The sequence below is a fragment of the Microbacterium aurantiacum genome (assembly GCF_040532595.1).
Taxonomy (GTDB): Bacteria; Actinomycetota; Actinomycetes; order Actinomycetales; family Microbacteriaceae; genus Microbacterium; species Microbacterium chocolatum_B.
Genome location: NZ_JBEVYX010000002.1, coordinates 387,384 through 414,363, shown reverse-complemented (window position 1 = coordinate 414,363; position 26,980 = coordinate 387,384). Strand labels below are relative to the sequence as shown.

24 protein-coding genes are annotated in these 26,980 nt (G+C 70.3%); 21 read left to right on the top strand and 3 right to left on the bottom strand.

Annotation, left to right across the window (positions count from 1 at the left end; genetic code table 11):
* The first annotated feature begins 1 nt into the window (after position 1).
* The 6 genes from ruvA (at position 2) to ABXJ56_RS14160 (ending at position 7,242) form a co-directional block, all read left to right on the top strand.
* The gene (gene ruvA, locus ABXJ56_RS14185; protein WP_354000372.1) at positions 2-628 is read left to right on the top strand and encodes a Holliday junction branch migration protein RuvA; all 627 of its coding nucleotides are present in this window, start codon (positions 2-4) and stop codon (positions 626-628) included.
* The gene (ruvB, locus tag ABXJ56_RS14180) at positions 621-1,649 is read left to right on the top strand and encodes a Holliday junction branch migration DNA helicase RuvB (protein WP_354000371.1); all 1,029 of its coding nucleotides are present in this window, start codon (positions 621-623) and stop codon (positions 1,647-1,649) included. Before ruvA ends, ruvB begins: the two co-directional genes overlap by 8 nt.
* 74 nt (positions 1,650-1,723) lie before the next feature.
* On the top strand, positions 1,724-2,173 hold the full coding sequence (locus ABXJ56_RS14175; RefSeq protein ID WP_354000370.1) for a preprotein translocase subunit YajC: 450 nt from the start codon (positions 1,724-1,726) through the stop codon (positions 2,171-2,173).
* A 38-nt stretch (positions 2,174-2,211) separates the two neighbouring features.
* Positions 2,212-3,942 (top strand): protein translocase subunit SecD, encoded by a 1,731-nt coding sequence (secD, locus tag ABXJ56_RS14170; protein WP_354000369.1) that lies wholly within the window; start codon positions 2,212-2,214, stop codon positions 3,940-3,942.
* Positions 3,942-4,931 carry a protein translocase subunit SecF gene (gene secF / locus ABXJ56_RS14165; protein WP_354000368.1) on the top strand — a complete coding sequence of 330 codons (990 nt, stop codon included), beginning with the start codon at positions 3,942-3,944 and terminating at the stop codon, positions 4,929-4,931. The genes secD and secF overlap by 1 nt, the downstream gene beginning before the upstream one ends.
* 61 nt (positions 4,932-4,992) lie before the next feature.
* A complete protein-coding gene (locus ABXJ56_RS14160) occupies positions 4,993-7,242 on the top strand; it encodes a RelA/SpoT family protein (RefSeq protein ID WP_354000367.1) in 2,250 nt (749 codons plus the stop codon).
* On the opposite strand, the gene ABXJ56_RS14155 is transcribed toward ABXJ56_RS14160, so the two are convergent.
* The 3 genes from ABXJ56_RS14155 to ABXJ56_RS14145 form a co-directional block, all read right to left on the bottom strand.
* The gene (locus ABXJ56_RS14155) at positions 7,221-7,772 is read right to left on the bottom strand and encodes a hypothetical protein (protein WP_354000366.1); all 552 of its coding nucleotides are present in this window, start codon (positions 7,770-7,772) and stop codon (positions 7,221-7,223) included. The two genes, ABXJ56_RS14160 and ABXJ56_RS14155, sit on opposite strands and share 22 nt — an antisense overlap.
* An 81-nt stretch (positions 7,773-7,853) precedes the next feature.
* Positions 7,854-9,128, bottom strand: a complete 1,275-nt coding sequence (locus tag ABXJ56_RS14150) for a DUF349 domain-containing protein (RefSeq protein ID WP_354000365.1) — start codon at positions 9,126-9,128, stop codon at positions 7,854-7,856.
* Between the two features lie 89 nt (positions 9,129-9,217).
* The gene (locus ABXJ56_RS14145; protein WP_354000364.1) at positions 9,218-9,532 is read right to left on the bottom strand and encodes a dioxygenase; all 315 of its coding nucleotides are present in this window, start codon (positions 9,530-9,532) and stop codon (positions 9,218-9,220) included.
* Positions 9,533-9,646: 114 nt separating this feature from the next.
* Between ABXJ56_RS14145 and ABXJ56_RS14140 the strand changes: the two genes are divergently transcribed.
* The 15 genes from ABXJ56_RS14140 (at position 9,647) to ABXJ56_RS14070 (ending at position 26,943) form a co-directional block, all read left to right on the top strand.
* Positions 9,647-10,996: a replication-associated recombination protein A gene (locus ABXJ56_RS14140; RefSeq protein ID WP_354000363.1), complete on the top strand. Its 1,350-nt coding sequence runs from the start codon at positions 9,647-9,649 to the stop codon at positions 10,994-10,996.
* A gap of 182 nt (positions 10,997-11,178) precedes the next feature.
* Complete coding sequence (rpsD, locus tag ABXJ56_RS14135; protein ID WP_053547503.1) at positions 11,179-11,808, top strand: 30S ribosomal protein S4; 630 nt, start codon at positions 11,179-11,181, stop codon at positions 11,806-11,808.
* A 111-nt stretch (positions 11,809-11,919) separates the two neighbouring features.
* Positions 11,920-12,150 carry an ATPase gene (locus tag ABXJ56_RS14130; protein WP_354000362.1) on the top strand — a complete coding sequence of 77 codons (231 nt, stop codon included), beginning with the start codon at positions 11,920-11,922 and terminating at the stop codon, positions 12,148-12,150.
* A 55-nt stretch (positions 12,151-12,205) separates the two neighbouring features.
* Positions 12,206-14,863, top strand: a complete 2,658-nt coding sequence (gene alaS / locus ABXJ56_RS14125; protein WP_354000361.1) for an alanine--tRNA ligase — start codon at positions 12,206-12,208, stop codon at positions 14,861-14,863.
* Positions 14,860-15,327 (top strand): Holliday junction resolvase RuvX, encoded by a 468-nt coding sequence (gene ruvX / locus ABXJ56_RS14120; protein ID WP_354000360.1) that lies wholly within the window; start codon positions 14,860-14,862, stop codon positions 15,325-15,327. The genes alaS and ruvX overlap by 4 nt, the downstream gene beginning before the upstream one ends.
* Positions 15,327-16,916 (top strand): endolytic transglycosylase MltG, encoded by a 1,590-nt coding sequence (gene mltG / locus ABXJ56_RS14115; protein ID WP_354000359.1) that lies wholly within the window; start codon positions 15,327-15,329, stop codon positions 16,914-16,916. The genes ruvX and mltG overlap by 1 nt, the downstream gene beginning before the upstream one ends.
* Complete coding sequence (locus ABXJ56_RS14110; protein WP_354000358.1) at positions 16,886-17,785, top strand: shikimate dehydrogenase family protein; 900 nt, start codon at positions 16,886-16,888, stop codon at positions 17,783-17,785. Before mltG ends, ABXJ56_RS14110 begins: the two co-directional genes overlap by 31 nt.
* Positions 17,786-17,789: 4 nt before the next feature.
* Positions 17,790-19,016, top strand: a complete 1,227-nt coding sequence (gene aroC, locus ABXJ56_RS14105; RefSeq protein WP_354000357.1) for a chorismate synthase — start codon at positions 17,790-17,792, stop codon at positions 19,014-19,016.
* Complete coding sequence (locus tag ABXJ56_RS14100) at positions 19,003-19,578, top strand: shikimate kinase (RefSeq protein WP_354000356.1); 576 nt, start codon at positions 19,003-19,005, stop codon at positions 19,576-19,578. The genes aroC and ABXJ56_RS14100 overlap by 14 nt, the downstream gene beginning before the upstream one ends.
* The gene (gene aroB, locus ABXJ56_RS14095; RefSeq protein ID WP_354000355.1) at positions 19,575-20,666 is read left to right on the top strand and encodes a 3-dehydroquinate synthase; all 1,092 of its coding nucleotides are present in this window, start codon (positions 19,575-19,577) and stop codon (positions 20,664-20,666) included. Before ABXJ56_RS14100 ends, aroB begins: the two co-directional genes overlap by 4 nt.
* 116 nt (positions 20,667-20,782) lie before the next feature.
* Positions 20,783-21,253: a type II 3-dehydroquinate dehydratase gene (locus ABXJ56_RS14090; RefSeq protein WP_354000354.1), complete on the top strand. Its 471-nt coding sequence runs from the start codon at positions 20,783-20,785 to the stop codon at positions 21,251-21,253.
* A 61-nt stretch (positions 21,254-21,314) separates the two neighbouring features.
* Complete coding sequence (efp, locus tag ABXJ56_RS14085; protein WP_354000353.1) at positions 21,315-21,875, top strand: elongation factor P; 561 nt, start codon at positions 21,315-21,317, stop codon at positions 21,873-21,875.
* A 3-nt stretch (positions 21,876-21,878) separates the two neighbouring features.
* Positions 21,879-22,289: a transcription antitermination factor NusB gene (gene nusB / locus ABXJ56_RS14080; protein ID WP_354000352.1), complete on the top strand. Its 411-nt coding sequence runs from the start codon at positions 21,879-21,881 to the stop codon at positions 22,287-22,289.
* 60 nt (positions 22,290-22,349) lie between these two features.
* On the top strand, positions 22,350-25,310 hold the full coding sequence (locus ABXJ56_RS14075) for a DEAD/DEAH box helicase (protein ID WP_354000351.1): 2,961 nt from the start codon (positions 22,350-22,352) through the stop codon (positions 25,308-25,310).
* A 76-nt stretch (positions 25,311-25,386) separates the two neighbouring features.
* Complete coding sequence (locus ABXJ56_RS14070; RefSeq protein WP_354000350.1) at positions 25,387-26,943, top strand: MBL fold metallo-hydrolase; 1,557 nt, start codon at positions 25,387-25,389, stop codon at positions 26,941-26,943.
* Positions 26,944-26,980: the final 37 nt, after the last annotated feature.

The window sequence follows — 26,980 nt, the reverse complement described above, 5'->3', positions numbered from 1 at the left end:
CATGATCTCTTCACTGCGGGGACGCGTCGCCCACGCCGACGATGACGGCATCGTCGTGGAGGTCGGCGGCGTCGGCCTGTCTGTGGCGGTGACCCCCGCGGTCGCTCGCACCGCGCATGTCGATGCAGAGCTGACGCTGCACACGACGCTCATCGTCCGCGAGGACGCGCTGTCGCTCTACGGGTTCGAGTCCCGCGACGAGCTGCGGGTGTTCAGCCAGCTTCTCGGCGTGACGGGGGTCGGGCCGAAGTCCGCGCTCGGCGTGCTGTCATCGTTGACCGTGGGACAGATCGCGGATGCCGTCGCCGCCGAGGACGACGCGCCCTTCCGTCGGGTGTCGGGGATCGGCCCCAAGACCGCCAAGCTCATCGTCGTCCAGCTGACGGGGAAGCTCGACCACGTGACGGCGTCGAGCGTCCCGGGCCTGGGATCGACGGTGGCACCGGGAGTCGCCGCACAGGTGGTGACCGCTCTCGTCGGTCTCGGCTGGCCGGAGCGGACCGCTGCGCCGGTCGTGGAGTCCGTGCTCGCGGAAGCGCCCGACTCCGAGCGGGCATCGGTCCCGGCGCTGCTGCGTCGCGCGCTCGCCCAGCTCGGGCCGGCGCGGAAGGAGGTCGTCGGTGGATGACCTGAGGGACGTCGACGAGCCCGTCGACGAGTCCGAGCTCGCGATCGAGGGCGCCCTGCGCCCGTCGTCGCTGGCGGAGTTCGTCGGGCAGCAGAAGGTGCGGGGTCAGCTGCAGCTGCTCCTCGATGCGGCGCGGATCCAGCAGCGCCCCGCCGACCACATCCTCCTCTCGGGCCCGCCGGGTCTCGGCAAGACGACTCTCGCGATGATCGTGGCCCACGAGAGCGAACGTCCGCTCCGCCTGTCCAGCGGTCCCGCGATCCAGCATGCCGGCGACCTCGCCGCGCTCCTGTCGAGCCTCACCCCGGGCGAGGTGCTGTTCATCGACGAGGTGCACCGGATGGCGCGCTCGGCCGAGGAGATGCTGTACCTCGCGATGGAGGACTTCCGCATCGACATCATGGTGGGCAAGGGGGCCGGCGCCACCAGCATCCCGCTGGATCTCGCCCCCTTCACCCTGGTGGGGGCGACCACGAGATCCGGCCTGCTGCCGAACCCGCTGCGCGACCGGTTCGGGTTCACCGCCCACCTGGAGTACTACGAGCCCGCCGAGCTCGAGCGGGTGATCGAGCGGTCCGCGCGGCTCATCGGCGTCGCCGTGCCCCCCGCCGCCCGCGCCGAGATCGCCCGTCGATCGCGCGGAACCCCCCGCATCGCCAACAGGCTGCTCCGTCGCGTGCGCGACTACCTCATCGTCCACGGCGACGGCGCGGATGCCGATCACGCGATCGTCGACGCCGCGCTCGACCTGTACGACGTGGACCCGATCGGACTGGACCGGCTCGACCGGGCCGTCCTCGATGCCGTCGTGCGCCGTTTCCGAGGAGGGCCGGTCGGGCTCAGCACCCTCGCCGTGACGGTGGGTGAAGAGGCCGAGACCATCGAGTCGGTGGTCGAGCCGTACCTGGTGAGGATCGGATTCCTGGGACGCACACCCCGCGGACGCGTTGCGACCCCCGAAGCGTATGCGCATCTGGGCGTCCGCAGCCCCGAATCGATGCTCGAACTCGATGACCTATAATCGCTGAAGGCTTGCGCCGACCCTCCAGGCAGTGCCGCCCCGGCCATGCCCTCTCGAAAGGCCCTTCCCCCTCCATGGACTTCCTCGCCAATTACGGCCTGCTCATCCTGCTGATCGCCCTCCTGGTGTTCATGTTCTGGAGCTCCCGCCGGCGCATGCAGCGCCAGAAGCTCGAGCAGGAGGAGCGCGCACGTCAGACCGTTCCCGGCGCCGAGGTCCTCCTGCAGGGCGGCCTCTACGGCACGATCGTGGCGTACGACCCCGAGAACCTGGATCAGCCCGCGATCGTCGAGCTTGCCCCGGGAGTCGAGATCAAGGTGCACAGCCAGGCGATCCTCCGCGTCGTCTCGCCGACCGAGGGCGCCGTGACCGAGGACGACTACCTCGCCGCCGAGCAGAGCCACGAGGAGTACGCCGAGGCCGTCGCCGACGGCGAGATCACCTCGATCAGCGACGACCGTCGCGCCGCGGGTGCTCACGAGGCGATCGACCCCGACGCCGAGCCCGGCAAGCCCCAGGCCTGACCCGTCCTCCGGGACGTCCCCACCAGAAAGCTGAGTCCGTGGCGACTTCCACCCCCGTTCGCAATGCCTGGCGTGCGCTGACCGGACTGCTGGCGATCACCGCTGTGCTGTTCGGCATCAACGCGCTCGGCGTGCACGTCTTCCAGCAGAGCTCCTGGGTTCCGGAGCTCGCGCTCGACCTCCAGGGCGGCACGCAGATCGTCCTGGAGGCGCAGACCGAGGACGGCGTCGCGCCCTCCGAGGAGCAGATGAGCCAGGCGGTCACGATCATCCGCCAGCGCGTCGACGCCTCCGGTGTCAGCGAAGCCGATGTCACCACCCAGGCCGGCAACCAGATCGTCGTCCAGATCCCCGGTCAGGCCGACCAGGAGACCCGCGACCGGATCGAGGCCTCCGCGCAGCTCCAGTTGCGCGCCGTCCTGTTCGCCGGGAACCCCGCCACGAGCTTCGTGGGCGAGGACGGAACCGAGACGCCCTACCCGACCCCGGACCCGTCGCTGGTCGCGACGCCCACGGCGTCGCCCACGAACGGCAGCGACCTCGCGTGGATCACTCCGGCGCTCGAGGCGGAGTTCCTCGCCTACGACTGCGCCGATCCGGAGAACGACCCCGCGCAGGCGCCGGCCGATGAGCCCCTCATCACGTGCGATCCGACCGGTACCCAGAAGTACATCCTCGGTCCGGTCGAGCTCGACGGTTCCGCGATCGACGACGCGACCTTTGGCTTGCAGTCGACCAACGGCCAGTGGGCCGTCAACCTGCGTCTCGACAGCGAGGGCACCGAGACCTTCGCCGCCATCAGTCAGCGACTCTACGGTGCCACCCCTCCGCTGAACCAGTTCGCGTTCGTCCTGGACGGCTCGGTGCTCTCGGCCCCCTCGATGAACGCGATCATCGTCGGCGGCGACCCGAGCATCACCGGCAGCTTCACGCAGGAGAGCGCACAGGTCCTCGCCGACCAGCTCAAGTACGGTGCGCTCCCGCTGAGTTTCAGTGTCGAGAGCTCCAACACGGTCTCGGCGACGCTCGGATCCCAGCAGCTGCAGATCGGTCTGGTCGCCGGCCTCATCGGCCTCCTCCTCGTGGCGATCTACTCCGTCGTCGTCTATCGTGCGCTGGGCTTCGTGATCATCGCCTCGCTCATCGTGATGGGCGTGCTGACCTACGTGATGCTGGCGATCCTGGCCTGGCGCATGGGCTTCCGTCTGTCTCTCGCGGGTGTGGCCGGCATCATCGTCACCATCGGATTCACCGCCGACTCGTTCATCGTCTACTTCGAACGCATCCGAGACGAGATGCGCGACGGGAAGTCGATCACCAGCGCGGTCGAGGACGGCTGGGCGCGGGCGAAGCGCACGATCTACATCTCGAAGTCCATCAACATCCTGGCCGCAGTGGTCCTGTACATCCTGGCGGATGCCAGCGTGAAGGGCTTCGCCTTCACGCTGGGTCTCACGACCCTGATCGACATCCTGATCTTCATCCTCTTCACCCACCCCGTCCTGCAGCTGCTCGCACGGACGAAGTTCTTCGGGTCGGGGCATCCGCTCTCCGGGTTGGATCCGGACGCTCTCGGTGCCGTGTACCGCGGTCGCGCTCAGTTCCGCACACCCGTCGCCGCCGGCGCATCCGGTGCGGCGAAGCGGGCGGGTCGTGCACGCGGGGAGGCGGTGCGACGTCAGACCATCGCCGAGCGCAAACAGGCGGAGCTCCAGTCCGCGGGCACGGACACGACATCGTCGACCACCGGCAAGGAGGGAGACCGCTGATGCGCTCCATGAATCAGCTCGGCAACGACCTCTACACGGGCAAGGTCTCCTTCCCGTTCGTCGGTCGGCGGCGCCTGTGGTTCCTGATCGCGGCGATCCTGGTCATCGGGGCGGCGCTGGTGCCTCTGTTCCGCCCCATCCAGTTCTCGATCGAGTTCACGGGCGGCTCGCAGTTCACCGTGAACAACGTCGCCGAGACCGATCAGCTCATCGCCGACGAGGCGGTTCGCTCCGTCGTCCCCACCGCGACGACGCGCGTGGCCACGGTCGGCGAGGACACGATCCGCGTCCAGACGGACCAGCTGACGGATGCGGAGACCCGCGAGGTCTCGGCCGCCCTCGCCGATGCATACGAGGTTCCCGTCGCGGACATCAGTGAGTCGTTCATCGGGCCCAGCTGGGGTGCCGATGTCACCCGCCAGTCGCTGTGGGGGCTCGCGATCTTCCTCGCTCTGACCTTCTTGATCCTCGCGCTGTACTTCCGCACCTGGAAGATGTCGGTGTCGGCGATCATCGGTCTGGTCGACGTGCTCGTGATCACGATCGGCATCTACGCGCTGTTCGGATTCGAGATCTCGCCCGCGGCGGTGATCGGGTTCCTCACGATCCTCTCGTATGCGCTGTACGACACGACCGTCGTGTTCGACAAGATCAGGGAGAACACCACCGAGGACGGTGAGATATCCGGCCGCACCTTCGGGGAGTCGGTGAACCTCGCCGTGAACCAGACCCTCGTGCGCTCGATCAACACCACGGTGGTCGCCGCCCTCCCCACCGCGGCGATCCTCATCATCGGCCTCATCTGGATGGGCGCGCAGACGCTGACGGATCTGTCGCTGGCGATCTTCGTGGGAACCATCGTCGCCGCGTACTCGACTCTCTTCGTGGCCGCCCCGCTGTACTCCCTGCTCCGGGAGCGCGAGCCGAACCTGGTCGCCCGCGACCAGCGGGTGCTCGAGGCCCGCGAGCTGGCCGGCACGCCCGCCTGACTCGGCTCGCCGCCCGCGGGCGGCGTAGGATGATGATCTTCACCGGAGGGTAGGGCGTCGATTGGCAGAGACCGTTCCCCCCGCGTCGACATCGTCGCTTCGGCGACTCGTCCCGCGGATCTTCTCGCGGTCGGCTCGACGGGATGACGTCGAGCAGCTGCTGAGGACGGTGCGCACGCATCACCCCAAGGGCGACCTGGTCATCCTCGAGCGTGCGTACGCGGTCGCCGACAAGGCGCACAGCGGACAGACCCGCCAGAGCGGCGAGCCGTACATCACCCATCCGCTCGCGGTTGCGCAGATCCTCGCGGATCTCGGGCTCGGCCCCCGCGCCATCGCCGCTGCGCTGCTGCACGACACCGTCGAGGACACCTCTTACGGGCTCGACGACCTGTCGGCCGAGTTCGGCGACGAAGTGGCGATGCTGGTCGACGGGGTCACCAAACTCGACAAGGTCAAGTACGGCGAGAGCGCGCAGGCCGAGACGGTCCGCAAGATGATCGTGGCGATGTCGCGCGACATCCGCGTGCTGCTCATCAAGCTCGCCGACCGCCTCCACAACGCCCGCACCTGGGGCTTCGTCCCTCCCGAGAAGGCGCGCAAGAAGGCGACCGAGACGCTCGAGATTTACGCGCCGCTGGCGCATCGTCTCGGCATCCAGGCCATCAAATCGGAGCTGGAGGATCTGAGCTTCGCGGTGCTGCACCCGAAGCTCTACGCGGAGATCGAGAGCCTGGTGCGTCAGCGGACACCGCAGCGCGAGCAGTACGTGCAGAACGTCATCGATTCCGTCGACGCTGATCTGCGGGAACTGCGCATCCGAGGGCGGGTCATGGGCCGTCCCAAGCAGCTCTACTCCGTGTACCAGAAGATGATCGTGCGCGGTCGCGAGTTCGACGACATCTACGACCTCATCGGCATCCGCGTCCTCGTGGGAAGCGTCCGCGACTGCTACGCGGTGCTCGGTGCGATCCACGCACGCTGGACCCCCCTGCCCGGGCGGTTCAAGGACTACATCGCCACACCCAAGTTCAATCTGTACCAGTCGCTGCACACCACGGTCATCGGGCCCAACGGCCGCACGGTCGAGATCCAGATCCGCACGAACGAGATGCATCAGCAGGCGGAGTTCGGCGTGGCCGCGCACTGGAAGTACAAGGAGCAGATGGCGGGCGCGAAGCCCGATGCCAAGGCGGTCGACACCGACATGGCCTGGCTCGCGCACATCTCCGACTGGCAGGCCGAGACGGCGGACCCGGGGGAGTTCCTCGATTCGCTGCGGTTCGAGATCGGCGCGAAGGAGGTCTACGTCTTCACACCGAAGGGACGCGTGATCGGCCTGCCCGCGGGGGCGACTCCCGTCGACTTCGCCTACGCCGTGCACACCGAGGTGGGGCATCGGACCATGGGGTCCAAGGTCAACGGCCGCCTCGTGCCGCTGGAGTCCGAGCTGAAGAGCGGCGACGTCGTCGAGGTCTTCACCTCCAAGAACCCCGACGCCGGTCCGAGTCAGGACTGGCTGAGCTTCGTCAAGAGCACGCGGGCCCGCTCGAAGATCCGCGGCTGGTTCACGAAGGAGCGTCGCGAGGAGGCGATCGAGCAGGGCAAGGAGTCGATCGCCCGGGCGATGCGTCGCCAGAACCTCCCCCTGCAGCGCCTCATGAGCCAGGACTCGTTCGGCGAGGTGGCGCAGCAGCTCAAGTACGAAGACGTGTCCGCGCTCTATGCCGCGGTCGGCGAAGGTCACGTGTCGACGCAGTCGGTGATCGAGAAGGTCACGGCCCTCGTCAGTGCCCAGGACACCTCGACCGGTCCTATCGACATCCCCGTCGTCGGTCGTGCCCGCCAGCCGCGCAGCGGCGATTCCGGTGTGCTCGTGCGGGGTGCGCCGGACATCCTGGTCAAGCTCGCCAAATGCTGCACGCCGGTGCCCGGAGACGAGATCGTCGGCTTCGTCACGCGGGGGAGCGGGGTCTCGGTGCATCGCGAGGACTGCACGAACGTGACCGCGCTCAAACAGGACCCGCAGCGGCTGATCGATGTCGAGTGGGCCCCGACGACGAAGAGCCTCTTCCTCGTCCAGATCCAGGTGGAAGCCTTGGATCGATCGGGTCTCCTCAGCGACGTGACCCGCGTGCTCAGCGAGCATCACGTCAACATCCTCTCGGCGACGGTGTCCACGAACAACGACCGTCTGGCCATCAGCCGGTTCGTCTTCGAGATGGGCGACACCGTGCACCTCGACCGGGTGCTGAACGCCGTTCGTCGCATCGACGCGGTCTACGACGTCTACCGGGTCACGTCGAGCTGACCCGCCAGAGCCGTCAGCGCCTCGCGCGCTCGACGGACATAGGGGAGCGAGCTGGCCTCGAGCCAGCAGCGCGCCTCCTCGAGGACGGCGGGCACCGCGACGGCGTAGGCGCGTGCGGCGGCGGCGTAGTCCGCCGAGCCCTCTCGCAACAGGTCGGCGAGCGTACGCGCCGGGGAGGTGACGAGCGTTCCGCCGCAGCGGAGGAGGTCGCCGGGGGACACCCGGATGTCGCGGTAGTGCAGGCGCCGCGACACCAGGGCGCGACGACGCTGCGGGCTCGCGCGCTGCACGGTGTGGCGGCCGGGGGGATCCACCAGACCGCCGTGGATCCACGCGGCTGTCAGGTGCGAGGCGGCGAGATCGTCTCGGAGGAGGGGCCGGAGGGATGCCGCGCGCAGCGCCACGGTCTCGACGGTGTCGGCGGGTGCGTACCCTTCGCCGATCTCGACGACGTCACCGTCGAGGCACGCCGCCGTCAGCTCGGCGTGCGACAGACGGTCACCGGCGAAGTACAGGAGACGAGAACCCACCCTCGAAGTGTGCCGTGTAGCGCGCCCTCCCGCCGGTCGGGCGCCGGCCCTGTGGATATCTCCCGCGGTCAGGGGGAGGGGTCAGAGGCCCAGGGCGGAGAGCCAGGCGCGTCGGGCTTCGAGGGCCTCGGTGGCGCGTGCGAGCGCCTTCTTGTCTCCGGACGCCTCGGCGGCGGCCACGTCGGCCTCGAGCTTGGCGATCGCGTCGGTGAGCTGACGGGTCATGTCGTTGGCGCGCGCCTTGGTCTCGGGGTTGTTGCGCTTCCAGTCGACCTCTTCGCGTCCGCGCAGCGCCTGCTCGATCTTGCGCAGATCGTCGTCGAGGGCGCGCTCGGCGTCGCGCGGGAACACACGCCCGATCTCGTCCCAGCGCCGCTGGATCCCGGTGAGCAGCTGACGGGCCTTGGCGATGTCGCGCTCGTCCGCCACGGCCCCGGCCTCGACCAGAAGCTCGCGCTTGGCCTCGATCTTCTCGCGCGAGGCCTCGGCATCCGCCGCCTCGCGCTCTCCGCGCGCGGAGTAGAGTGCATCGCCCGCGGCCTTGAACCGTGCCCAGAGCGCGTCGTCGGCCTTCTTGCCCGCGCGACCCGCGCCCTTCCACTCGTCGAGGAGGTCGCGATAGGCGGGGATCCCCTCCTCGCCGCGCGGGGCGAGGGCCTCGGCGCGCTCCACGAGACGAGTCTTGCGGTCCCGGACGGCCTTGTGCGCCTCGTCGAGCTCGGCGTAGAACTCGCGGCGGTGCTTGTCGACGCTCGCGCGTGCATCGCGGAAGCGCTTCCAGAGCTGCTGCGCGGTCGCCTTCGGCAGACGCGGTCCGTTCTGCTGCTGCGACTGCCACTGATCGAACAGCGCGCTCATCTCCGCCGACGCCTGCTTCCACTGCACCGTCCGCGGATCGCGGGCGGCGATCGCTTCGGCGGCTTCGACCACCGCGGTGCGCTCGCGCACCGCTTCGTCGACGGCTTCGCGAGCGGCGGCGGCCTCGGTCTCGGATGCCGCGGAGAGCGCGTCGACGAGGGCGGCGACGCGGGCCTCGAGCGAGGCGAGATCGCCGACGGCGGCTGCGCCGTCGAGCTTCCCCGCGACCGTCTTCGCGGCGGAACGGAGATCGGACGCGGACGCCCCGCCGCGACGGTGGCGCACCTCGAGGAGGGTGACCTCCGAGGCGAGGTCGGCGTACTTGCGCTCGAAGTACGCCAGAGCCTCCTCGGTCGTGCCGTCGGGATACTGGCCGACGACACGCCACCCGGCGGCCTCACGCACGGACACGGTGCCGTCGTCGTCGACGCGCCCCCAGGGCTCGGTCGACGGGGTGTCGGTGGCGGTTTCGGGTCGGGATTCTGCTTCGGCAGTCACGGGATGCACCTCATCGCGGATCTCTCCGCCTGTGGGGGAATGAACGGCTCCTCAGCCTAGTACGCGGGCCCGGGCCGCCGGAGGCCGACTCACTCGGTCGGCGTCGGCGTGGGCTCCGGTGCATCCTCACCCGGTGCCGGGGTCGTGTCGTCCGAGGGGGTCGGAGTCTCGGCGGGGGCGGGCGACTCGGTCGGGGCGGGGGACTCCGTCGGCACGGGAACGCCGGGGCCGGCGGTGAAGTAGACGGTCTGCACGCCCACGGCGGCGAGGATCAGCAGCCCTCCGACGACGCCGCCGATCACATTGTCGCGACGACGGCGGGCTCCCTGAGAACGGTGGAACTCCGTCCGCGCCTGGTACAGCCGCGCGCGCTCCCGCGCCTGTCGGTCCTTCGCCTGGGCCACCGGTTCTCCTCCACATCGAGCGCGTGCCAGCCCGATCGGCCCGATCCTACGGTGCGCGCGGGGGAGGTCCCAAACCTGACCGGCGGCGTCGGCGGTGACGATTAGCCTGGTCGGGTGAGTTCCTCCGCCGCGCTCTTCCAGGGGCAGACCCCGCTGGCGGTGCGCATGCGGCCCGCGTCGCTCGACGAGGTCGCCGGCCAAGAGCATCTCCTGCGGCCGGGATCCCCGCTGGTGAAGCTCGCGGACGCGGGGACGACCGGTCGCACGGCATCCTCCGTCATCCTGTGGGGCCCGCCCGGCACCGGCAAGACGACCATGGCGCAGGCCATCGCGCGGTCCTCCGGTCGGCGCTTCGTCGAGCTGTCGGCGGTGACGGCGGGCGTGAAGGACGTCCGCGAGGTGATGCAGGAGGCCGTGACGCAGCGCGATCTCTACGGCCAGTCGACGATCCTCTTCCTCGACGAGATCCACCGCTTCACGAAAGCGCAGCAGGATGCCCTGCTCCCCGGTGTCGAGAACGGATGGGTGGTCCTCATCGCCGCCACGACCGAGAACCCGTCGTTCTCGGTCATCTCCCCGTTGCTGTCGCGCTCCCTCCTGCTCACCCTGCGCCCGCTCACCGACGACCAGCTGGGGTCGCTCCTCGACCGCGCCGTGACGGACCCGCGCGGGCTCGATGCCGCGGTGCTCCTGCTCGACGAGGCGCGGGAGGCCCTCGTGCGGCTGGCGTCCGGAGACGCGCGCCGCGCGCTGACCGCGCTCGAGGCGGCGGCCTCCCTCGCCGAAGCGCCGGAGGAGGACGGCGACGACGACGGGGCCGAGCGTCGCCCCGAGATCACCGCCGACCACGTCGCGCAGGCCGTCGACCGCGCGCTGCTGCGCTACGACCGCCAGGGCGATGAGCACTACGACGTCATCAGCGCCTTCATCAAGTCGATCCGCGGCTCCGATCCCGACGCGTCCCTCCACTACCTCGCCCGCATGATCGAGGCGGGCGAGGACCCGCGCTTCATCGCGCGGCGCCTCATCATCTCCGCCTCGGAGGACATCGGCCTCGCCGACCCGCAGGCGCTCGTGATCGCGGTCGCCGCAGCCGACGCGGTGCAGCTCATCGGCATGCCAGAGGGCAGGATCCCGTTGGCCGAGGCCACCGCCTACCTCGCCACCACCGCGAAATCCAACGCCGCCTACCTCGCGATCGACCGGGCGATCGCCGATGTCCGTGCCGGGGGGTTCGGCCGCGTGCCGCTGCACCTGCGGGACGCGCACTACGCGGGCGCCAAGCGACTCGGGCACGGGAAGGGGTACCGCTACCCCCACGACAGCGACGTGGGCGTGGTCGCGCAGCAGTACCTGCCGGACGAGCTCCGAGGCCGCCGCTACTACGACCCGACGCCGCGCGGGCAGGAGCGGGACATCGGAGCACGGTTGGAGAAGATCCGCCGCATCGTCGACGGCGCCTGACCCTTCGAGGGCGGCGGAGGTCGCTCTGGTAGCATGGGACGGCTCGAAACCGAGTTTTCGGGCATCTCCCTCTTCCGACACAGACCTTCTGGCGTGCCCCGGCGTGCAGTCCAGACGGGCGAAGAGGGGGGATACGTCCGCAGGCCGTGACACGCACGGCCGCGTATCGGAAGGAAGTCTTCGTGGCAACGAAGTCCCAGGACCGCCGCAAGGTCCGTCTGTCCCGCGCCCTCGGCGTCGCCCTCACCCCGAAGGCCGCCCGCTACCTCGAGAAGCGTCCCTACGCTCCCGGCGAGCACGGTCGCACCAAGCGCAAGGCCGACAGCGACTACGCCGTCCGTCTGCGGGAGAAGCAGCGTTTGCGCGAGCAGTACGGCATCCGCGAGAAGCAGATGCGCAACACCTTCAACGAAGCCCGTCGCAAGGACGGCCTGACGGGTGAGAACCTCGTCGAGCTGCTCGAGATGCGTCTGGACGCGCTCGTCCTGCGCGCCGGCTTCGCCCGCACCACCGCCCAGGCTCGCCAGCTCGTCGTGCACCGCCACATCCTCGTCGACGGCGAGCTCGTGGACCGCCCGTCGTTCCGCGTGAAGCCGGGCCAGCTCATCCACGTCAAGGCGAAGAGCGAGGGCACCGAGCCCTTCCAGGTCGCCGCGGCCGGTGGGCACGCCGAGGTGCTGCCCCCCGTTCCGGGCTACATCGAGGTCGAGCTCGACAAGCTGCAGGCGCGCCTCGTGCGTCGCCCGAAGCGCGCCGAGGTCCCCGTGGTCTGCGACGTCCAGCTGGTCGTCGAGTACTACGCGGCCCGCTGACACACCGTCAACGTGCCGAAGGGCGTCGGGGAAACCCGGCGCCCTTCGCTGTTTCCGCCTACGATGGGGATGCCGCGGCCCGGCGGATGGGGGCCGCGAGGAAGTGGTGACATGAAGAACGTCTTCTGGTTCGTGTTCGGTATCGCCGGCGGGTTCGTCCTCGCGCATCTGGTCAACAAGGACCCGCGCGGGCACGAGGTGCTCGCCGAGGTGGACGCGCGGATCTCCGAGTTCACCGATCGCATCGGCGACGCGTACCGCGAACAGGAAGCCCGATTCGCCGGCGTCGTCGACGACGCCGTCACCGCGGCGGGCAAGGCCGCCGACAAGCTCACCGACTGAACCGCACCCGTGCCCTCTCGGAGGACGCGTGTGCCCGTGCTGCAAGGATCCCCACATGAAGACCGCCGAGATCGCCCAGCGCTACCTCGACTACTTCCGCAAGAACGACCACGTCATCGTTCCCTCGGCCTCCCTCGTCACCGACGACCCGGCGCTGCTGTTCACCGTCGCCGGGATGGTGCCCTTCATCCCGTACCTCTCCGGTGACGTCCCGGCGCCGTACAAGCGCGCCGCCGACAACCAGAAGTGCATCCGCACCCTCGACATCGAGGAAGTCGGCAAGACCCCGCGGCACGGCACCTTCTTCCAGATGCTCGGCAACTGGTCGTTCGGCGACTACTTCAAGGAAGGAGCCATCCGGTTCGCCTGGGGGCTCCTCACCTCGCCCGAGGAAGAGGGTGGGCTGGCCTTCGACCCTGCCGATCTGTGGGTCACCGTGTACGAGGAGGACGACGAGGCGCACGACCTGTGGCTGCGTCTCACGGACCTGCCGGAGGAGCGCATCCAGCGCCTCGGCAAGGACACCAACTACTGGTCGACCGGGCTTCCCGGTCCCGCCGGGCCCTGCTCCGAGATCTTCTTCGACCGCGGTCCCGACTACGGCATCGACGGGGGACCCGCCACCGACGACGACCGGTATGTCGAGATCTGGAACCTCGTGTTCATGCAGTACGAGATCACGAACGTGCGCTCGAAGTACGACTTCGACATCGTCGGGGAGCTCCCGGCGAAGAACATCGACACCGGCATGGGGCTGGAGCGCGTCGCGTTCATCAAGCAGGGCGTGGACAACATGTACGAGACCGATCAGGTCCGTCCGGTCCTCGACAAGGCCGTCGAGCTGTCCGGCCGCACGTACGGCGAAGTCCACGAGGACGACGTGCGTTTCCGCGTGGTGGCCGACCATGTCCGGTCCTCCCTCATGCTGCTCTCCGACGGCGTGACGCCGTCGAACGACGGCCGCGGGTACATCCTCCGCCGCCTGATGCGACGTGCCATCCGCTCCATGCGGCTGCTGGGGGTGGAGGGTCCGACCTTCGCCGAGCTCTTCGCGGCATCCCGCGATGCGATGAAGTATGCCTATCCCGAGGTCGAGGCGGACTGGGCGCGCATCGCGCCCTACGCGCTGGCCGAGGAGGCGACGTTCCTGCGGACCCTGGCGTCGGGATCGGCCATCCTGGACGAGTCCCTTGCCGCGACGAAGACGGCGGGCGGAACCTCCGTGGCCGGCGCGGAGGCGTTCCTGCTGCACGACACGTACGGCTTCCCGATCGACCTCACCCTCGAGATCGCCGAAGAGGCGGGTCTGACCGTCGACCGCGCCGCGTTCGACACCCTGATGGCGGAGCAGCGCGACCGCGCCAAGGCCGACGCGCGCTCCCGCAAGAAGCAGCTCGCCGACACCAGCGTCTACCGGGCGCTGCGCGCTCAGGGCGAGACGGTCTTCACCGGCTATTCCGATCTGGAGACGGAGTCGCGCGTGCTCGGCATCCTCGTCGACGGGCATCCGGCCGACCGCGCCGCGGTCGGACAGGTCGCGGAGATCGTTCTCGCCGAAACCGCGCTGTACGCCGAATCGGGCGGCCAGGTCGCGGACAAGGGCGTCATCGTGGGGCCCGGGTACGAACTCGACGTGCTGGATGTCCAGCGCCCGGTTCCCGGCCTCATCAGCCACACCGTCGAGGTGGTGTCGGGCGAGGTCGGTGTCGGCCAGCCCGCGACGTCGGTGGTGGACGCGGCGAACCGCCGTGCGGCACGGCAGGCGCACTCCGCGACGCACCTCGTCCACGCCGCACTGCGCGACACACTGGGCAAGACCGCCACCCAGGCGGGTTCACTCAACCGCGCAGGCTACATGCGGTTCGACTTCTCGTGGAGTCAGGCTCTGTCCGAGGCGACCCGCACGGAGATCGAGGAGATCGCCAACAACGCCGTGCGCGACAACCTCGAGGTGCAGACCCGCGTCCTCCCGCTCGACGAGGCGAAGGCCCTGGGGGCGATGGCGCTGTTCGGCGAGAAGTACGGCGACAGCGTCCGGATGGTCGACATCGGTGGCCCGTGGTCCCGCGAGCTCTGTGCCGGGACGCACGTGGCCCGCAGTTCCGAGGTGGGGCTGATCAACCTGGTCGGCGAGTCGTCCGTGGGGGCGTCGAACCGCCGCGTGGAGGCTCTGGTCGGGCTCGATGCGTTCCGGTCGTTGGCCGCCGAACGCGCCCTGGTGTCGCAGCTCTCGTCCACGTTGAAGACGCCGCGGGAGCAGCTGCCGGCTCGTATCGCCGAGCTGACCGCGAATCTCAGGGCCGCCGAGAAGCGCATCGCCGCCCTCGAGGCGAAGTCGCTCGGCGAACGGGCTCCTGCGCTGCAGGCCGCCGCGCGCCGCGTCGGCGCGGTCACCGTGGTCGCCGAGGCCCTCGGTGCGGCGTCGTCCGCCGACGACGTGCGGACCCTCGCCCTGCAGGTCCGGGACCGCCTCGGCAGCGACGCGGCGGTCGTGGTGCTGGGCGCCGACGTCGGGGGTCGACCCGTGGTCGTCGCAGCGACGAACGAGGCCGCCCGTGCCGCGGGCGCCAAGGCCGGAGCCCTCGTGAAGGTCGCCGCCGGTGTGCTCGGCGGTGGCGGCGGCGGACGCGACGACGTCGCGCAGGGTGGAGGAACGGATGCCGCAGCCCTCCCGGCGGCGCTGACCGCCGTGACGGATGCTCTGAGCGCGTGAGCGGCTTCCGCCGCGGCGTGCGGCTCGGCATCGACGTCGGCCGCGCGCGCGTCGGCGTCGCGCGGTGCGACCCCGACGGACTGCTCGCCACTCCGATCGAGACCGTGCCCCGCGACGACGCCGCGGTGGCGCGCATCACGGCCCTGGCGGAGGAATACGCCGCGACGGAGATCTGGGTGGGCCTGCCCACCAATCTGCGCGGTGAGGACACCGCCTCCACGGCCGACGCGCGGGGCTTCGCGGCGGAGATCGCCGCTCGCGTCGCCCTTCCCGTCCGCCTGGTCGACGAGCGCCTGTCGACGGTGAGCGCGCACGCGGTCCTCCGCAATGCAGGCAAGAGCCAGCGTTCGTCTCGTAGCATTGTGGATCAGGTCGCCGCGGTCGTGCTCCTGCAGCATGCACTCGATGTGGAGAAGAGCACGGGGCGCCCACCTGGCACACCCGTCCCCCAGGAGTCCCCCTGATGCCCCACGACACCGATCCGTTCGCGGACCTGTTCGGCAAGCTGCCCGACCCGCGGACCCGGTCCTCCGCCGGCGACGGCGCCGGTCCGAGCGCGGGGCGTGACGCCCCTTCCGAGCCCCGCGCCGATGCGCGCGGCACGGAACCGGCCTCCGCTCCGACGGCACAGACCCCGGCATCCGCCGAGGCTCCGCTCACGCGGCGCCAGGCTCGGCGGGCACCGGATGCGGGTGCCGAATCCCCGGTGCGCCCGGATGCGCCGCGGTCGACGACGACCCCGGGGGAGTCGGGGTCCGCGCCGACGCCCTCGATCACGCGTCCTCCGGCGACGCCGAGTCGAGGAACCGCCGCGGCGGCGTCCTCGGCGGCCGCGTCCTCGTCGTCGGCGACCGCGGACCAGCCCGTCCGCGCGGCGCGCAGCTCCGCGAGTACGGCCACCCTCGAGGACCTCTTCGCGCGGGAGAGCGCGGTCGACGAGGCGGGGCCGTCGCCCCGCACTCCGCGACGGCGCCGACGGGTCGGGATGTGGATCGCCCTCGCGCTCGTCCTCCTCGTGGTCGGCGGCGTCGCCGCCGGTGGCCTCTGGGTGTGGAACACCTACGAGACCCAGATCCGCGCCGTCATGGGCTGGGAGGAGCCGAAGGACTACGAGCCGGGCCTCGCCAACGGGGAGGCGTTCGTCACGATCGCCAGCGGTGACAGCGGAGGTCCCATCTCCCAGTCGCTGTTCGAGGCGGGGGTCACCAAGACCCCCGGGGCCTTCTACGACTACCTCATCGCGACGGCGCAGAACCCGCCGTTCCAGCCGGGGGTCTACGCGCTGCAGCGCCAGATGACGTCCGAGGCGGCGCTGGAGGCGCTGCTGAACCCCGAGAACAAGATGGAGGACTCCGCGCAGCTCCCGGAGGGCCTCACGGTGGAGCAGTCGCTCGGGCGGCTGGCCGACGGCACCGGCATCCCGCTGGAGGAGTTCGAGGCCGCGGTCGCCGACCCGTCCGCGTACGGTGTGGAGGCGGACACACTCGAGGGCTGGCTGTTCCCTGCCACGTACACCTTCGACCCGGGGACGACCGCCCCGCAGGTCATCCAGCGACTGGTGGATCGCACGGTGCAGTCACTCGACTCGGCCGGCGTGCCGGTCGAGGACCGCGAGGAGATCCTGACCATCGCCTCGATCATCCAGCGCGAGGCCCGTTTCGAAGCCGACATGCAGAAGGTCTCGCGCGTCATCCAGAACCGCCTGGATCCGACCAATCAGGAGACCTTCGGACTCCTGCAGATGGACTCCACGGCTCAGTACGGCTACGGCGAGATGCATGCGGGGAGTGCGAGCACCTCCGCCGAAGCGCAGTTCGACGACAACCCGTGGAACACCTACGTGCGGACGGGACTCCCGGTCGGTCCGATCGCCAACCCCGGCGACGTCGCGATCGCCGCGGCGCTGAACCCCGCCGACGGGGACTGGCTCTACTTCGTCACGGTGAACCTCGACTCCGGGGAGACGGTGTTCACCAACAACCTCGCCGATCACAACGCCGCGGTGTCGCAGTGGCAGGCGTGGTGCCGCGACAACCCGGACTCGGGGTGCTGATCACCGGCGACCGGCTGGCGGTGTGGGGTGATCCGATCGCGCACAGCCGATCGCCCCAGCTGCATGCCGCCGCCTATCGCGTGCTCGGACTCGACTGGGTCTACACGCGTCGCCGCGTCGACGAGGCCGGGTTCCCCCGCGCCCTCGCCGATCTCGACGGGCGCTGGCGCGGGCTGTCCCTCACGATGCCGCTGAAGTCCATCGCGCACCGCACCGCCCGTACGCACGACCGGCACGCCCGGCTCACCGGCGCGGTGAACACCCTCCTCCCGGAGGCCGGGGCCCCTCGTGGCTACAACACCGACGTCGGCGGGATCGTCGCCGCTCTCGCCGAGGCCGGCATCGACGAGGTGGCGTCCGCGCGCATCATCGGAGCCGGTGCCACCGCGACATCCGCGCTGGTCGCGATGACCGAGATGGGCGCGCGCGAGATCGAGGTCGTCGCCCGCCGCCCGGAGGCTGTGGAGCCGCTCGTCCTCCTGGGGGAGACCCTGGGTGCGCGCGTGCGCGGCGTGCCGTTCGGCGCCCCCGCACCGCGACCGGCACCGGTCACCGTCGCCACCCTCCCGGGCGACGCGTCGGTGGCCGAGGGCGACGCCCGCGGGTGGGCACGGGGCGGCGGCCTGCTGCTCGACGTCGTCTACGGACACTGGCCCACCCCCCTCGCCGGGTTCTGGCAGTCCGAAGGGGGCACGGCGCTGTCGGGGCTCGGGATGCTGCTGCATCAGGCGGTCCGACAGGTGCGCATCTTCTCCTCCGGCGAGGCGGAGACGCCCCTCCCGGACGAGGCCGCTGTCCTGGCCGCGATGCGTTCGGCGGCCGATGGACCGCTCGACGCGTCATCCGACCCGGACGACGTGGGAGACTAGACCAATGCTCCGCGTGCTCACGGCCGGCGAATCGCACGGCCCCGAACTCGTCGCCATCATGGAGGGCCTCCCCTCCGGCATCCCCGTCTCGCGCGCCGCGATCCAAGCCGATCTCGCGCGCCGGAAGCTCGGCTACGGTCGCGGCTCGCGGATGAAGTTCGAGGAGGACGATCTGTCCATCTCGTCCGGGGTCGTCCAGGGACTCACCCTCGGCAGCCCGGTGGCGCTGCGCATCGGCAACACCGAGTGGCCGAAGTGGGTCGAGGTGATGAGCGCGGAGCCGACCGAACTCACCGAGCGTTCCCGCGGACGCGGCGCGGCCCTCACCCGCCCTCGTCCCGGCCACGCCGATCTCGTCGGGATGCAGAAGTACGACTTCGATGAGGCGCGCCCGATCCTCGAGCGCGCCAGTGCCCGCGAGACCGCCGCCCGGGTCGCCCTCGGCGCCGTCGCACGAGCCTTCCTCGGCGAGCTCGGCATCCGTCTGGTCAGTCACACGCTCTCCATCGGCCCGGTCCGGGTCCCCGAGGGGCATCCTGTACCGACCCCGGACGACGTGGACGGCCTCGACGCGGATCCGCTGCGGTGCTTCGATCCCGAGACGAGCGCGCGCATGGTCGCGGAGGTGGATGCCGCGCGCAAGGACGGCGACACCCTGGGCGGCATCGTCGAGGTGCTGGCCTACGGTCTGCCGCCGGGGCTCGGCTCGCACGTCCACTGGGACCGTCGCCTGGACGCGAAGCTCGCGCACGCGCTCATGAGCATCCAGGCCATCAAGGGCGTCGAGGTCGGCGACGGCTTCCTCACCACCACGCGCCGCGGATCCGACGCGCACGACGAGCTGTTCGCCGCCGCCCAGGGCATCACCCGCGCCACCGAGAAGGCCGGCGGCACCGAGGGTGGGATGTCCACCGGCACCCCGCTGCGCGTCCGCGCGGGGATGAAGCCCATCGCGACGATCCCGCGGGCCCTGCGCACCGTCGACGTCGCCACGGGCGAGACCGCGGCCGCGCACCACCAGCGCTCGGACGTCTGCGCTGTCCCGGCCGCCGGCGTCGTCGCGGAGGCGATGGTCGCCATCGTCCTGGCCGACGTGGTGCTGGAGAAGTTCGGCGGTGACAGCATCGGTGAGACGCGTCGCAACCTCGAGGGCTACCTCGCCGCGATCCCGGCGACGCTCCGCTCCAGCGCGGACGTCGATGCCGTCCTCGCCACGCATGATCCCGCCTGAGCGCGACACCCTCGTCCTCGTCGGCCCGATGGGGGCCGGCAAGACCAGCATCGGCCGTCGGGTCGCGCGGGACCTCGGCGTGGGGTTCTCCGATACGGACAAGATCGTCGTGCGCGACCACGGACCGATCCCGCAGATCTTCGCGGCGCACGGCGAGGCCCGGTTCCGCGAACTCGAGCACGGCGCGGTGGCCGAGGCGCTCCGCGCCGGTGGCGTCGTCGCCCTCGGGGGAGGCGCCGTCCTCGACCCGCGGACCCGTGCGCTGCTGGAGACGCACCGTGTCGTCCTTCTGACGGTGAACGCCCAGACGGTGGCCGGTCGCCTGCACGGCGACGACCGCCCCCTCCTCGCGGGCGACGACGCGCTGGAGCGCTGGCAGCGCATCTGGGCCGAGCGGCGGCCGCTGTACGACGCGGTCGCCGACGTCACCTTCGACACCTCTCGCGGCCCCCTGTCGCGCGTCGTGGAGGCCGTCGCCTCCTGGGCCCGCTCCGCCGCCGCCCCGTCCTCGACCTCGCCGACGCCATCCCCGTCGTCCGACCCTCCCAAGGAGCTTCCGTGACCGATCCCGCAGCCGACACCACCACGATCACCGTCGCCGGTGACGACGGGTACGACATCCTCGTCGGTCGCGGCATCCTGGATCGCGTGGGTGACGCCCTCCCCGCCGCGGCCCGGAAGGTCCTCATCGTGCACGCGCCCACGCTCGCCGAGCGGGCAGGGGCCCTGCGACAGCAGCTGCTCGAGGGCGGACGCGAGGTCCTGCTCGCCGAGATCCCCGACGCCGAGCAGGGCAAGCGCGTCGAGGTCGCGGCATTCTGCTGGCAGGTGCTCGGGCAGGCGGACTTCACACGCACCGACGCCGTCATCGGCTTCGGCGGAGGCGCGGTGACCGATCTCGCCGGGTTCGTCGCCGCGACGTGGCTGCGCGGGGTCGCCGTGGTCCAGGTGCCCACCACCGTGCTCGCGATGGTCGATGCGGCTGTCGGCGGCAAGACCGGCATCAACACCGCCGAGGGGAAGAACCTCGTCGGCGCATTCTGGCCCCCGCGCGCCGTGGTCTGCGATCTGGATCTGCTCGACTCCCTGTCGGCGAACGAGCGCACCGCGGGATTTGCCGAGGTGGTCAAGGCGGGCTTCATCTCCGCCCCCGAGATCCTGGACATCGTCGAGGCCGATCCCGTCGCCGCCGTCGACCCGCACAGCGCGGGCTTCCGGCGATGCATCGAGCTCGCCATCGAGATGAAGGCCCGCGTGGTGGGGGAGGACCTTCGCGAAGCGGGCCCGCGCGAGATCCTCAACTACGGGCACACGCTCGGCCACGCGATCGAGCACGCCGAACGCTACCGCTGGCGCCACGGCGCCGCCATCTCGATCGGCATGGTCTTCGCCGCGGAGCTCTCGCGCCTGGCCGGACGCCTCGACGACGCCTCCGCGCAGCGACACCGCACGGTCCTGGAGAGCCTCGGTCTTCCGACCGCGTACCGCGCGGGTGCCTGGCCGCAGCTGCTGGCCACGATGCAGCGCGACAAGAAGAGCCGGGGCGGGATGCTGCGATTCATCGTCCTGGACGACATCGCCCGTCCGACCGTGCTGCGCGCGCCCGACGAGTCGCTGCTGTTCGCGGCGTATCAGGAGGTCGCCGGGTGACACCCGCCCCTCCCGGTGCGCACGATCGCGGAGATGTGCTCGATCGCGGATCGAACAGGCCCTCGGCATCCGTCATCGCGCACATGTCCGCGATGGTGCACGGCTAGGGTGATCGCGTGACCGCGCCGCGACGACTTCTTCTTCTCAACGGGCCCAATCTCAACCTGCTGGGCACCCGCCAGCCGGAGATCTACGGCCGCGACACCCTCGCCGATGTCGAGGACCTCGTCCGTCGGTGCGCGCAGCGCCACGGATTCGATGTCCGCGCGCTCCAGAGCAATCACGAGGGCGTCCTGATCGACGCGATCCACGCCGCGCGCGCCGACTGCGCCGGCATCGTCATCAATCCCGGTGGGCTGACCCACACCTCCGTCTCCCTGCGCGACGCTCTCGCGGGCGTGGCCCTTCCCGCCGCCGAGGTGCACATATCCGACATCTCCGCCCGCGAGTCGTTCCGACGGTTCTCCTACGTGCGGGATGTCGCCGCCGTCCACGTCATCGGCGAAGGCGTCGCGGGGTACGGTCGCGCGACCGACGCGCTGATCGCTCTCATCGCGGGGGACGGGGCGGCGGGAGGCGTCCCGTAGAATCGACTGTCGGCCGCGCTCGGCGCGTGCCCCGAATCCCAACGAACGGACATTCCACCTCATGGCATCCACCGCAGACATCAAGAACGGCGTCGTCCTCAACATCGACGGTCAGCTCTGGAGCGTCGTGGAGTTCCAGCACGTCAAGCCCGGCAAGGGCGGCGCATTCGTGCGCACCAAGCTGAAGAACGTCGTCACCGGCAAGGTGGTCGACAAGACCTACAACGCGGGCGCGAAGATCGAGACCGAGAACGTCGACCGCCGTGACTTCACCTACCTGTACAACGACGGCGAGAGCTTCGTCTTCATGGACGTCGCGGACTACGACCAGCTGACGGTCGCCGCCGCCACCGTCGGCGACGCCGCGAACTTCCTGCTCGAGAACCAGCAGGTCCAGATCGCCCTCAACAACGGCAACCCGCTCTACATCGAGCTCCCCGCGTCCGTCGTGCTGGAGATCACCTACACCGAGCCGGGCCTCCAGGGCGACCGCTCCTCGGCGGGCACCAAGGCTGCGACGCTCGAGACGGGCTACGAGATCCAGGTGCCGCTGTTCGTCGAGCAGGGCACCAAGGTCAAGGTCGACACCCGCAGCGGTGACTACCTCGGCCGCGTCAACTGACGCGTGAGCGCTCGGAGCAAGGCGCGCAAGCGCGCCCTCGACATCCTCTTCCAAGCCGACGTCCGCGGGGAGGACATCCCCGTGATGCTCGCCGTCGAAGCCAAGCGCGCCGCGGCCGAGCCCGCCCGCGAGGCATCCTGGCTGTATGCGCGCGAGATCGTCGACGGAGTCATCGACAACCGCGACGAGATCGACGAGCAGATCACCACGTACGCCAAGGACTGGTCCCTCGCACGGATGCCGGCGGTCGACCGGGCGCTTCTGCGGATCGGCGTGTGGGAGATCCTCTTCAACGACGCGGTGCCCTCCGCGGTCGCCATCGACGAGGCCGTGGAGCTCGCCAAGGAGTACTCGACGGACGACTCCGGTTCGTTTGTGCACGGCATCCTGGGGCGGATCGCCCGGAGCTCGTGATGCGGCTGCGGGTCTGATCGCCCTCCCGGCGATGTCGGCGCCGATGACGAGGATGGCGTCGTGACCTCCCGCTGGCGAGACCTCCTCGACTCCATCGTGCCGCTCGGCGAGACCGGAGACGAGCTCGCGCTCGGTGTGGAGCTCCGCCGCCGAGACCCCTACGATCCGGCCCGGTGGGAGCCGCGAGGCGTGGCGACCGTCACCGTGGAGACCCTTGCGGACGACGACGGAGACCTTCATGTGGCCCTCCGCCCGCTCGTGCGGGGATCCCGCGGCGACTGGATCCGCGGCGATGTCTCCTGGGAATCGGTGCGACGCCGGCCGGCCCGATTCCGGCCCGCACAGGTGCGGTGGTTCACCGAGCTGCATGCGCTCTCGCGGGCCGCGCGTCCCGCGTCCCCCCTGCCCGCGATGGGCGATGTGGTGGTGCTCGATGAGATCGTCTCGACCCACCTTTGGCCGCACCTTCTCGCGGCGACGGACGCCGGTGTTCCCCTCGTCTCGGCGACGGCGCACCAGGACGTCGGTCTGGCCGAGGGTGCGAGTGCGCGCGTCGCGGTGGATCCGCGTCGCGGGGGAGGCCTCCGGCTCTCCGCCGACGTCGTGCTGCCGGGACTCGGACCGCACTCCGCGGTTCTCCGACCGATCGGGGAATCCGGTCTGTACGCCGCGGAGGCCCGCGGCGACCTCGTCCGGCTGCTTCTCGCTCCGGTGGCCCTGCCGATGCCGCTTCCACGGCTCCTCCTTCACGGATCCGTCGATGTACCCGCCGACGACACCGACGCGTTCCTCGCCGAGACGTATCCCCTGCTCGCCCGGTCGGCGCCGCTCTCGCTCGCGGACGGTGTGCCCGCGCCGCCCGAGGACCGACCGACCCTCCGGGTCGACGTCGTCCACCGGGAGGACGGAGGTATCGCGTACGACATGACGTGGCGCTATCCCGCGGCGGCGTTCGCCTTCGACCAGGACACCGCGACACAGGGCGTCGTGCGGGATGCCGAGGGGGAGGCGCGGATCATGGCCTTCCTCGAGGCCCTGTGGAGTGCCGAAGACGGCGTGTTCCGTCCCTCGGCTCTGCTCGAGGACGTCGACGCGGCGGCGTTCGCGACCACGATCCTCCCCGAGCTGGAGGCGCACCCCGACATCTCGGTCGCGGTCGAGGGGGTCGCCCCCGCCGCCGAGGCGCTCCGCGGCGATCCCCGCATCCGCGTCACCGCGGTGCCGTCGTCGGATCCGGACTGGTTCGATCTCGGCATCCTGGTCTGGATCGACGGCAGACCCGTTCCCTTCGGCGCGCTGTTCCGCGCGCTCTCGCGAGGTCGCGCGCGGATGAAGCTCGCCGATGGCGGCTGGTTCTCCCTCCGGCATCCGGCGCTGCGCCGGCTCAAGGACCTCCTCGACGAAGCGGGCGAGCTGGACGAGTGGGAGACGGGTCCGCGGATCCCGCGGAGCCGGATCAGCCTGTGGGCGGACTTCGAGGATCTCGCGGACGAGGCGGAGGCCACCACCGAATGGCGCGCCCTCGTCGCGGCGCTGAAGGACGGCGACGGCGCGCCGTCGACGGGGGTGCCCTCCGGCATCCGTGCGACGCTCCGTCCCTACCAGCGCGACGGGGTGTCGTGGCTGGCGTTCCTGCACGACCATCGACTGGGCGGCATCCTCGCCGACGACATGGGGCTCGGCAAGACCCTGCAGCTGCTCGGTCTCGTCGCCCGCGATCGGGAGCGCGGCGGCCGGCTGCCCTGGCTCGTCGTCGCGCCGACGTCCGTGGTCACCACCTGGCGCCGCGAGGCCGCGCGCTTCGCCCCGGACCTGCGCGTCGCGGTGGTCGAGGGCACGGCGGCCCGGCGCGATGACCCCGTCGCCGACCTCGCCGAGGTCGCCGACATCGTCGTGGTGTCGTACGGGGTCGTCCGCATCGACGCCGAAGAGTTCGCCGCCCTCCGCTGGGCGGGGGTGATCCTCGACGAGGCGCAGTTCGTGAAGAACCCGGCGACGAGGACCCACCGGGCGGTCGCGGCCCTTCGCACCGACTCGGTCTTCGCCGTCACGGGCACGCCGATGGAGAACAGCCTGGAGGACCTCTGGGCCCTGCTCTCCCTCGCCGCCCCCGGTCTGTTCCCGTCGCTCCGGCGCTTCCGCGAGGAGTACGTGCGCCCGCTCGCACACACCGACGATGACGCCCCGACGCCCCTCGCCGCCGCCGCCGGGCGCACCCACCGGGCGGGACAGCGCGACCTCCTCCGCCGGCGCACGCGACCCTTCATCCTCCGACGGACGAAAGAGCGCGTCGCCCCGGAGCTGCCGGCGAAGCAGGAGCAGGAGATCGAGGTGCAGCTCTCGCCGGCGCATCGCGCCCTCTACGATCGCGTCCTCCAGCGGGAGCGTCAGAAGATCCTCGGGCTCCTGGATGATCTCGATCGCCAGCGATTCATCGTCTTCCGCTCCCTGACGCTCCTGCGCATGTTGAGCCTTGCTCCGGCGCTCATCGACGAACGCGACGCGGCGCTCGGATCCGCGAAACTCGATCTCCTGGTGGAGCGCATCGCGGAGGTGCGCGCGGAGGGCCACCGGGTCCTGGTCTTCAGCCAGTTCACGTCCTTCCTCGATCTCGCGGGCGCACGGCTCGCCGAGGCGGGTATCGCCCACACGCGTCTGGACGGGACGACACGACGACGCGACGAGGTCGTGGAGGAGTTCCGTTCCGGTCGCGCTCCCGTCTTCCTCATCAGTCTGAAGGCGGGCGGGTTCGGTCTGACCCTGACCGAGGCCGAATACGTGTTCCTCCTCGACCCGTGGTGGAATCCGGCCGCCGAATCGCAGGCGGTCGACCGAGCGCACCGCATCGGCCAGGATCGGAGCGTCTTCGTCTACCGGCTGATCGCGGCCGGCACCATCGAGGAGAAGGTCCGTGCCCTTCAGCGGCGCAAAGCCGCCCTCATCCACGGTGTGCTCGACGACGGCGACGCGTTCGCCGAGACGCTCGACGCCTCCGACATCCGCTCGCTCCTGGAACCGTGATTATCCCCGGCCCGCTCACGGAGCGTCCAGGAGCGGCCCGCGTAGACTCGGAGAGTTCTTTTCGGACAGGAGCGACATGAAGATCACAGGCCTCGGGCACGCCGGGATGTTCATCGAGACCGCAGGGGGCTCCATCCTCTGCGACCCGGTGATCGGCCCCAGTTTCTTCGGCTCGTGGTTCCCGTTCCCGGACAACCGCGGGCTCGACTGGGATCGTTTCGGCGCCGCGGACTTCCTCTACATCTCGCACCGCCACCGCGACCACTTCGACCCGGCACTCCTGGAGCGCTACGTCTCCAAGGACATCCGCGTGCTCCTGCCGGAGTACCCGACAGACGACCTGGAGCAGGATCTCGTCGCCCTCGGGTACACCAACCTCGTGCGGACCGAGGCCGGCGTCCCCCTGGAGTTCGGGCCCCTCACGCTGATGGTCACGCCCCTGCGCGCGCCGAGCGACGGCCCCATCGGCGACTCGTCGCTGTCCGTCGACGACGGCACGGCCTCGATCCTGAACCAGAACGATTCCCATCCGCTGGATCTGGAGAAGCTGTTCGACTTCGGCAAGCCCGACGCGTACTTCACCCAGGTGTCGGGAGCCATCTGGTGGCCGATGGTCTACGACCTCCCGCAGGACGCCAAGCAGAACTTCGCCCAGCTGAAGCGCGATGCGCAGAACAAGCGCGCGATGTACTACATCGAGAAGGTCGACGCCGCGCACGTGTTCCCCATGGCCGGGCCGCCCATGTTCCTGCGCGATGCGCTGTTCCGGTACAACGGGACGGGGCTGGACGACGATTCGATCTTCACCGACCAGCACCAGTTCCTCCAGCACATGGCAGAGGTCCGCCCGGAGCAGAAGGGCCACCTGTTCCTCCCCGGTACGGAGGTCGAGGTGCGGGGGAGCGACGTCGAGGTCACGCAGACGCTGTTCTCCGAGGCGGAGATCGCGCGCATCTTCGAGGACAAATGGGGCTACCTCGCCGAGCAGCGCGACAGCCGGCAGGGCGAGATCGCGGCGGAGGAGGCCACCCGCGCCGAGATCATCCCTCCCGCGGAGATGCTCGCGGCATTGAAGGAGTGGTGGGAGCCGCTGCTGCGCCGGGCCCGGACGATCCGCAACGGCGTCGGGGGAATGGTGCGCTTCCGCATCGGCGAGCTCGACATGGTGGTGGACTTCCCGAAGGCGAAGCTCCGCGAGTACGCGGGCGAGGAGTGCGTGTACTGGTACACGATCCCCGCCGACCTGGTCTCCACCAACATCCGGGACCACGAGATCGACTGGTCGAATTCGATCTTCCTCTCGATGCAGTTCGAGGTGGGGCGCTCAGGCAAGTTCAACGAGTTCCTGACCACCTTCCTCAAGTGCCTGTCGCGCGATCGCATCGAATACGTCGAGAACTGGTACGCCGAGCAGTCCGATCAGACGGAGGATGCCGAGATCGACGGGTGGCAGGTCCAGCGTCGCTGCCCGCACCTCCGGGCGGACCTCACCAAGACCGGCAAGATCGAGGACGGCGTCCTGACGTGCTCGCTGCACGACTGGAAGTGGGACCTGGCGACGGGGCGCTGCCTGACGACGACCGGTCACCCCATCCGCTCCGCGCGCGTCACCGAGGATGCCGCCGTCCGATAGGCTGATCGACGATCACCACAGCAACCTTTAACCCCGT

Coding starts and splice junctions, on each gene's coding strand:
- ABXJ56_RS14175 (WP_354000370.1), top strand. CDS start 1,724: ATGGACTTCCTCGCCAATTACGGCCTGCTCATCCTGCTGATCGCCCTC.
- ruvA (WP_354000372.1), top strand. CDS start 2: ATGATCTCTTCACTGCGGGGACGCGTCGCCCACGCCGACGATGACGGC.
- aroC (WP_354000357.1), top strand. CDS start 17,790: ATGCTCCGCGTGCTCACGGCCGGCGAATCGCACGGCCCCGAACTCGTC.
- alaS (WP_354000361.1), top strand. CDS start 12,206: ATGAAGACCGCCGAGATCGCCCAGCGCTACCTCGACTACTTCCGCAAG.
- efp (WP_354000353.1), top strand. CDS start 21,315: ATGGCATCCACCGCAGACATCAAGAACGGCGTCGTCCTCAACATCGAC.
- ABXJ56_RS14130 (WP_354000362.1), top strand. CDS start 11,920: ATGAAGAACGTCTTCTGGTTCGTGTTCGGTATCGCCGGCGGGTTCGTC.
- ABXJ56_RS14100 (WP_354000356.1), top strand. CDS start 19,003: ATGATCCCGCCTGAGCGCGACACCCTCGTCCTCGTCGGCCCGATGGGG.
- mltG (WP_354000359.1), top strand. CDS start 15,327: ATGCCCCACGACACCGATCCGTTCGCGGACCTGTTCGGCAAGCTGCCC.
- secF (WP_354000368.1), top strand. CDS start 3,942: ATGCGCTCCATGAATCAGCTCGGCAACGACCTCTACACGGGCAAGGTC.
- ABXJ56_RS14070 (WP_354000350.1), top strand. CDS start 25,387: ATGAAGATCACAGGCCTCGGGCACGCCGGGATGTTCATCGAGACCGCA.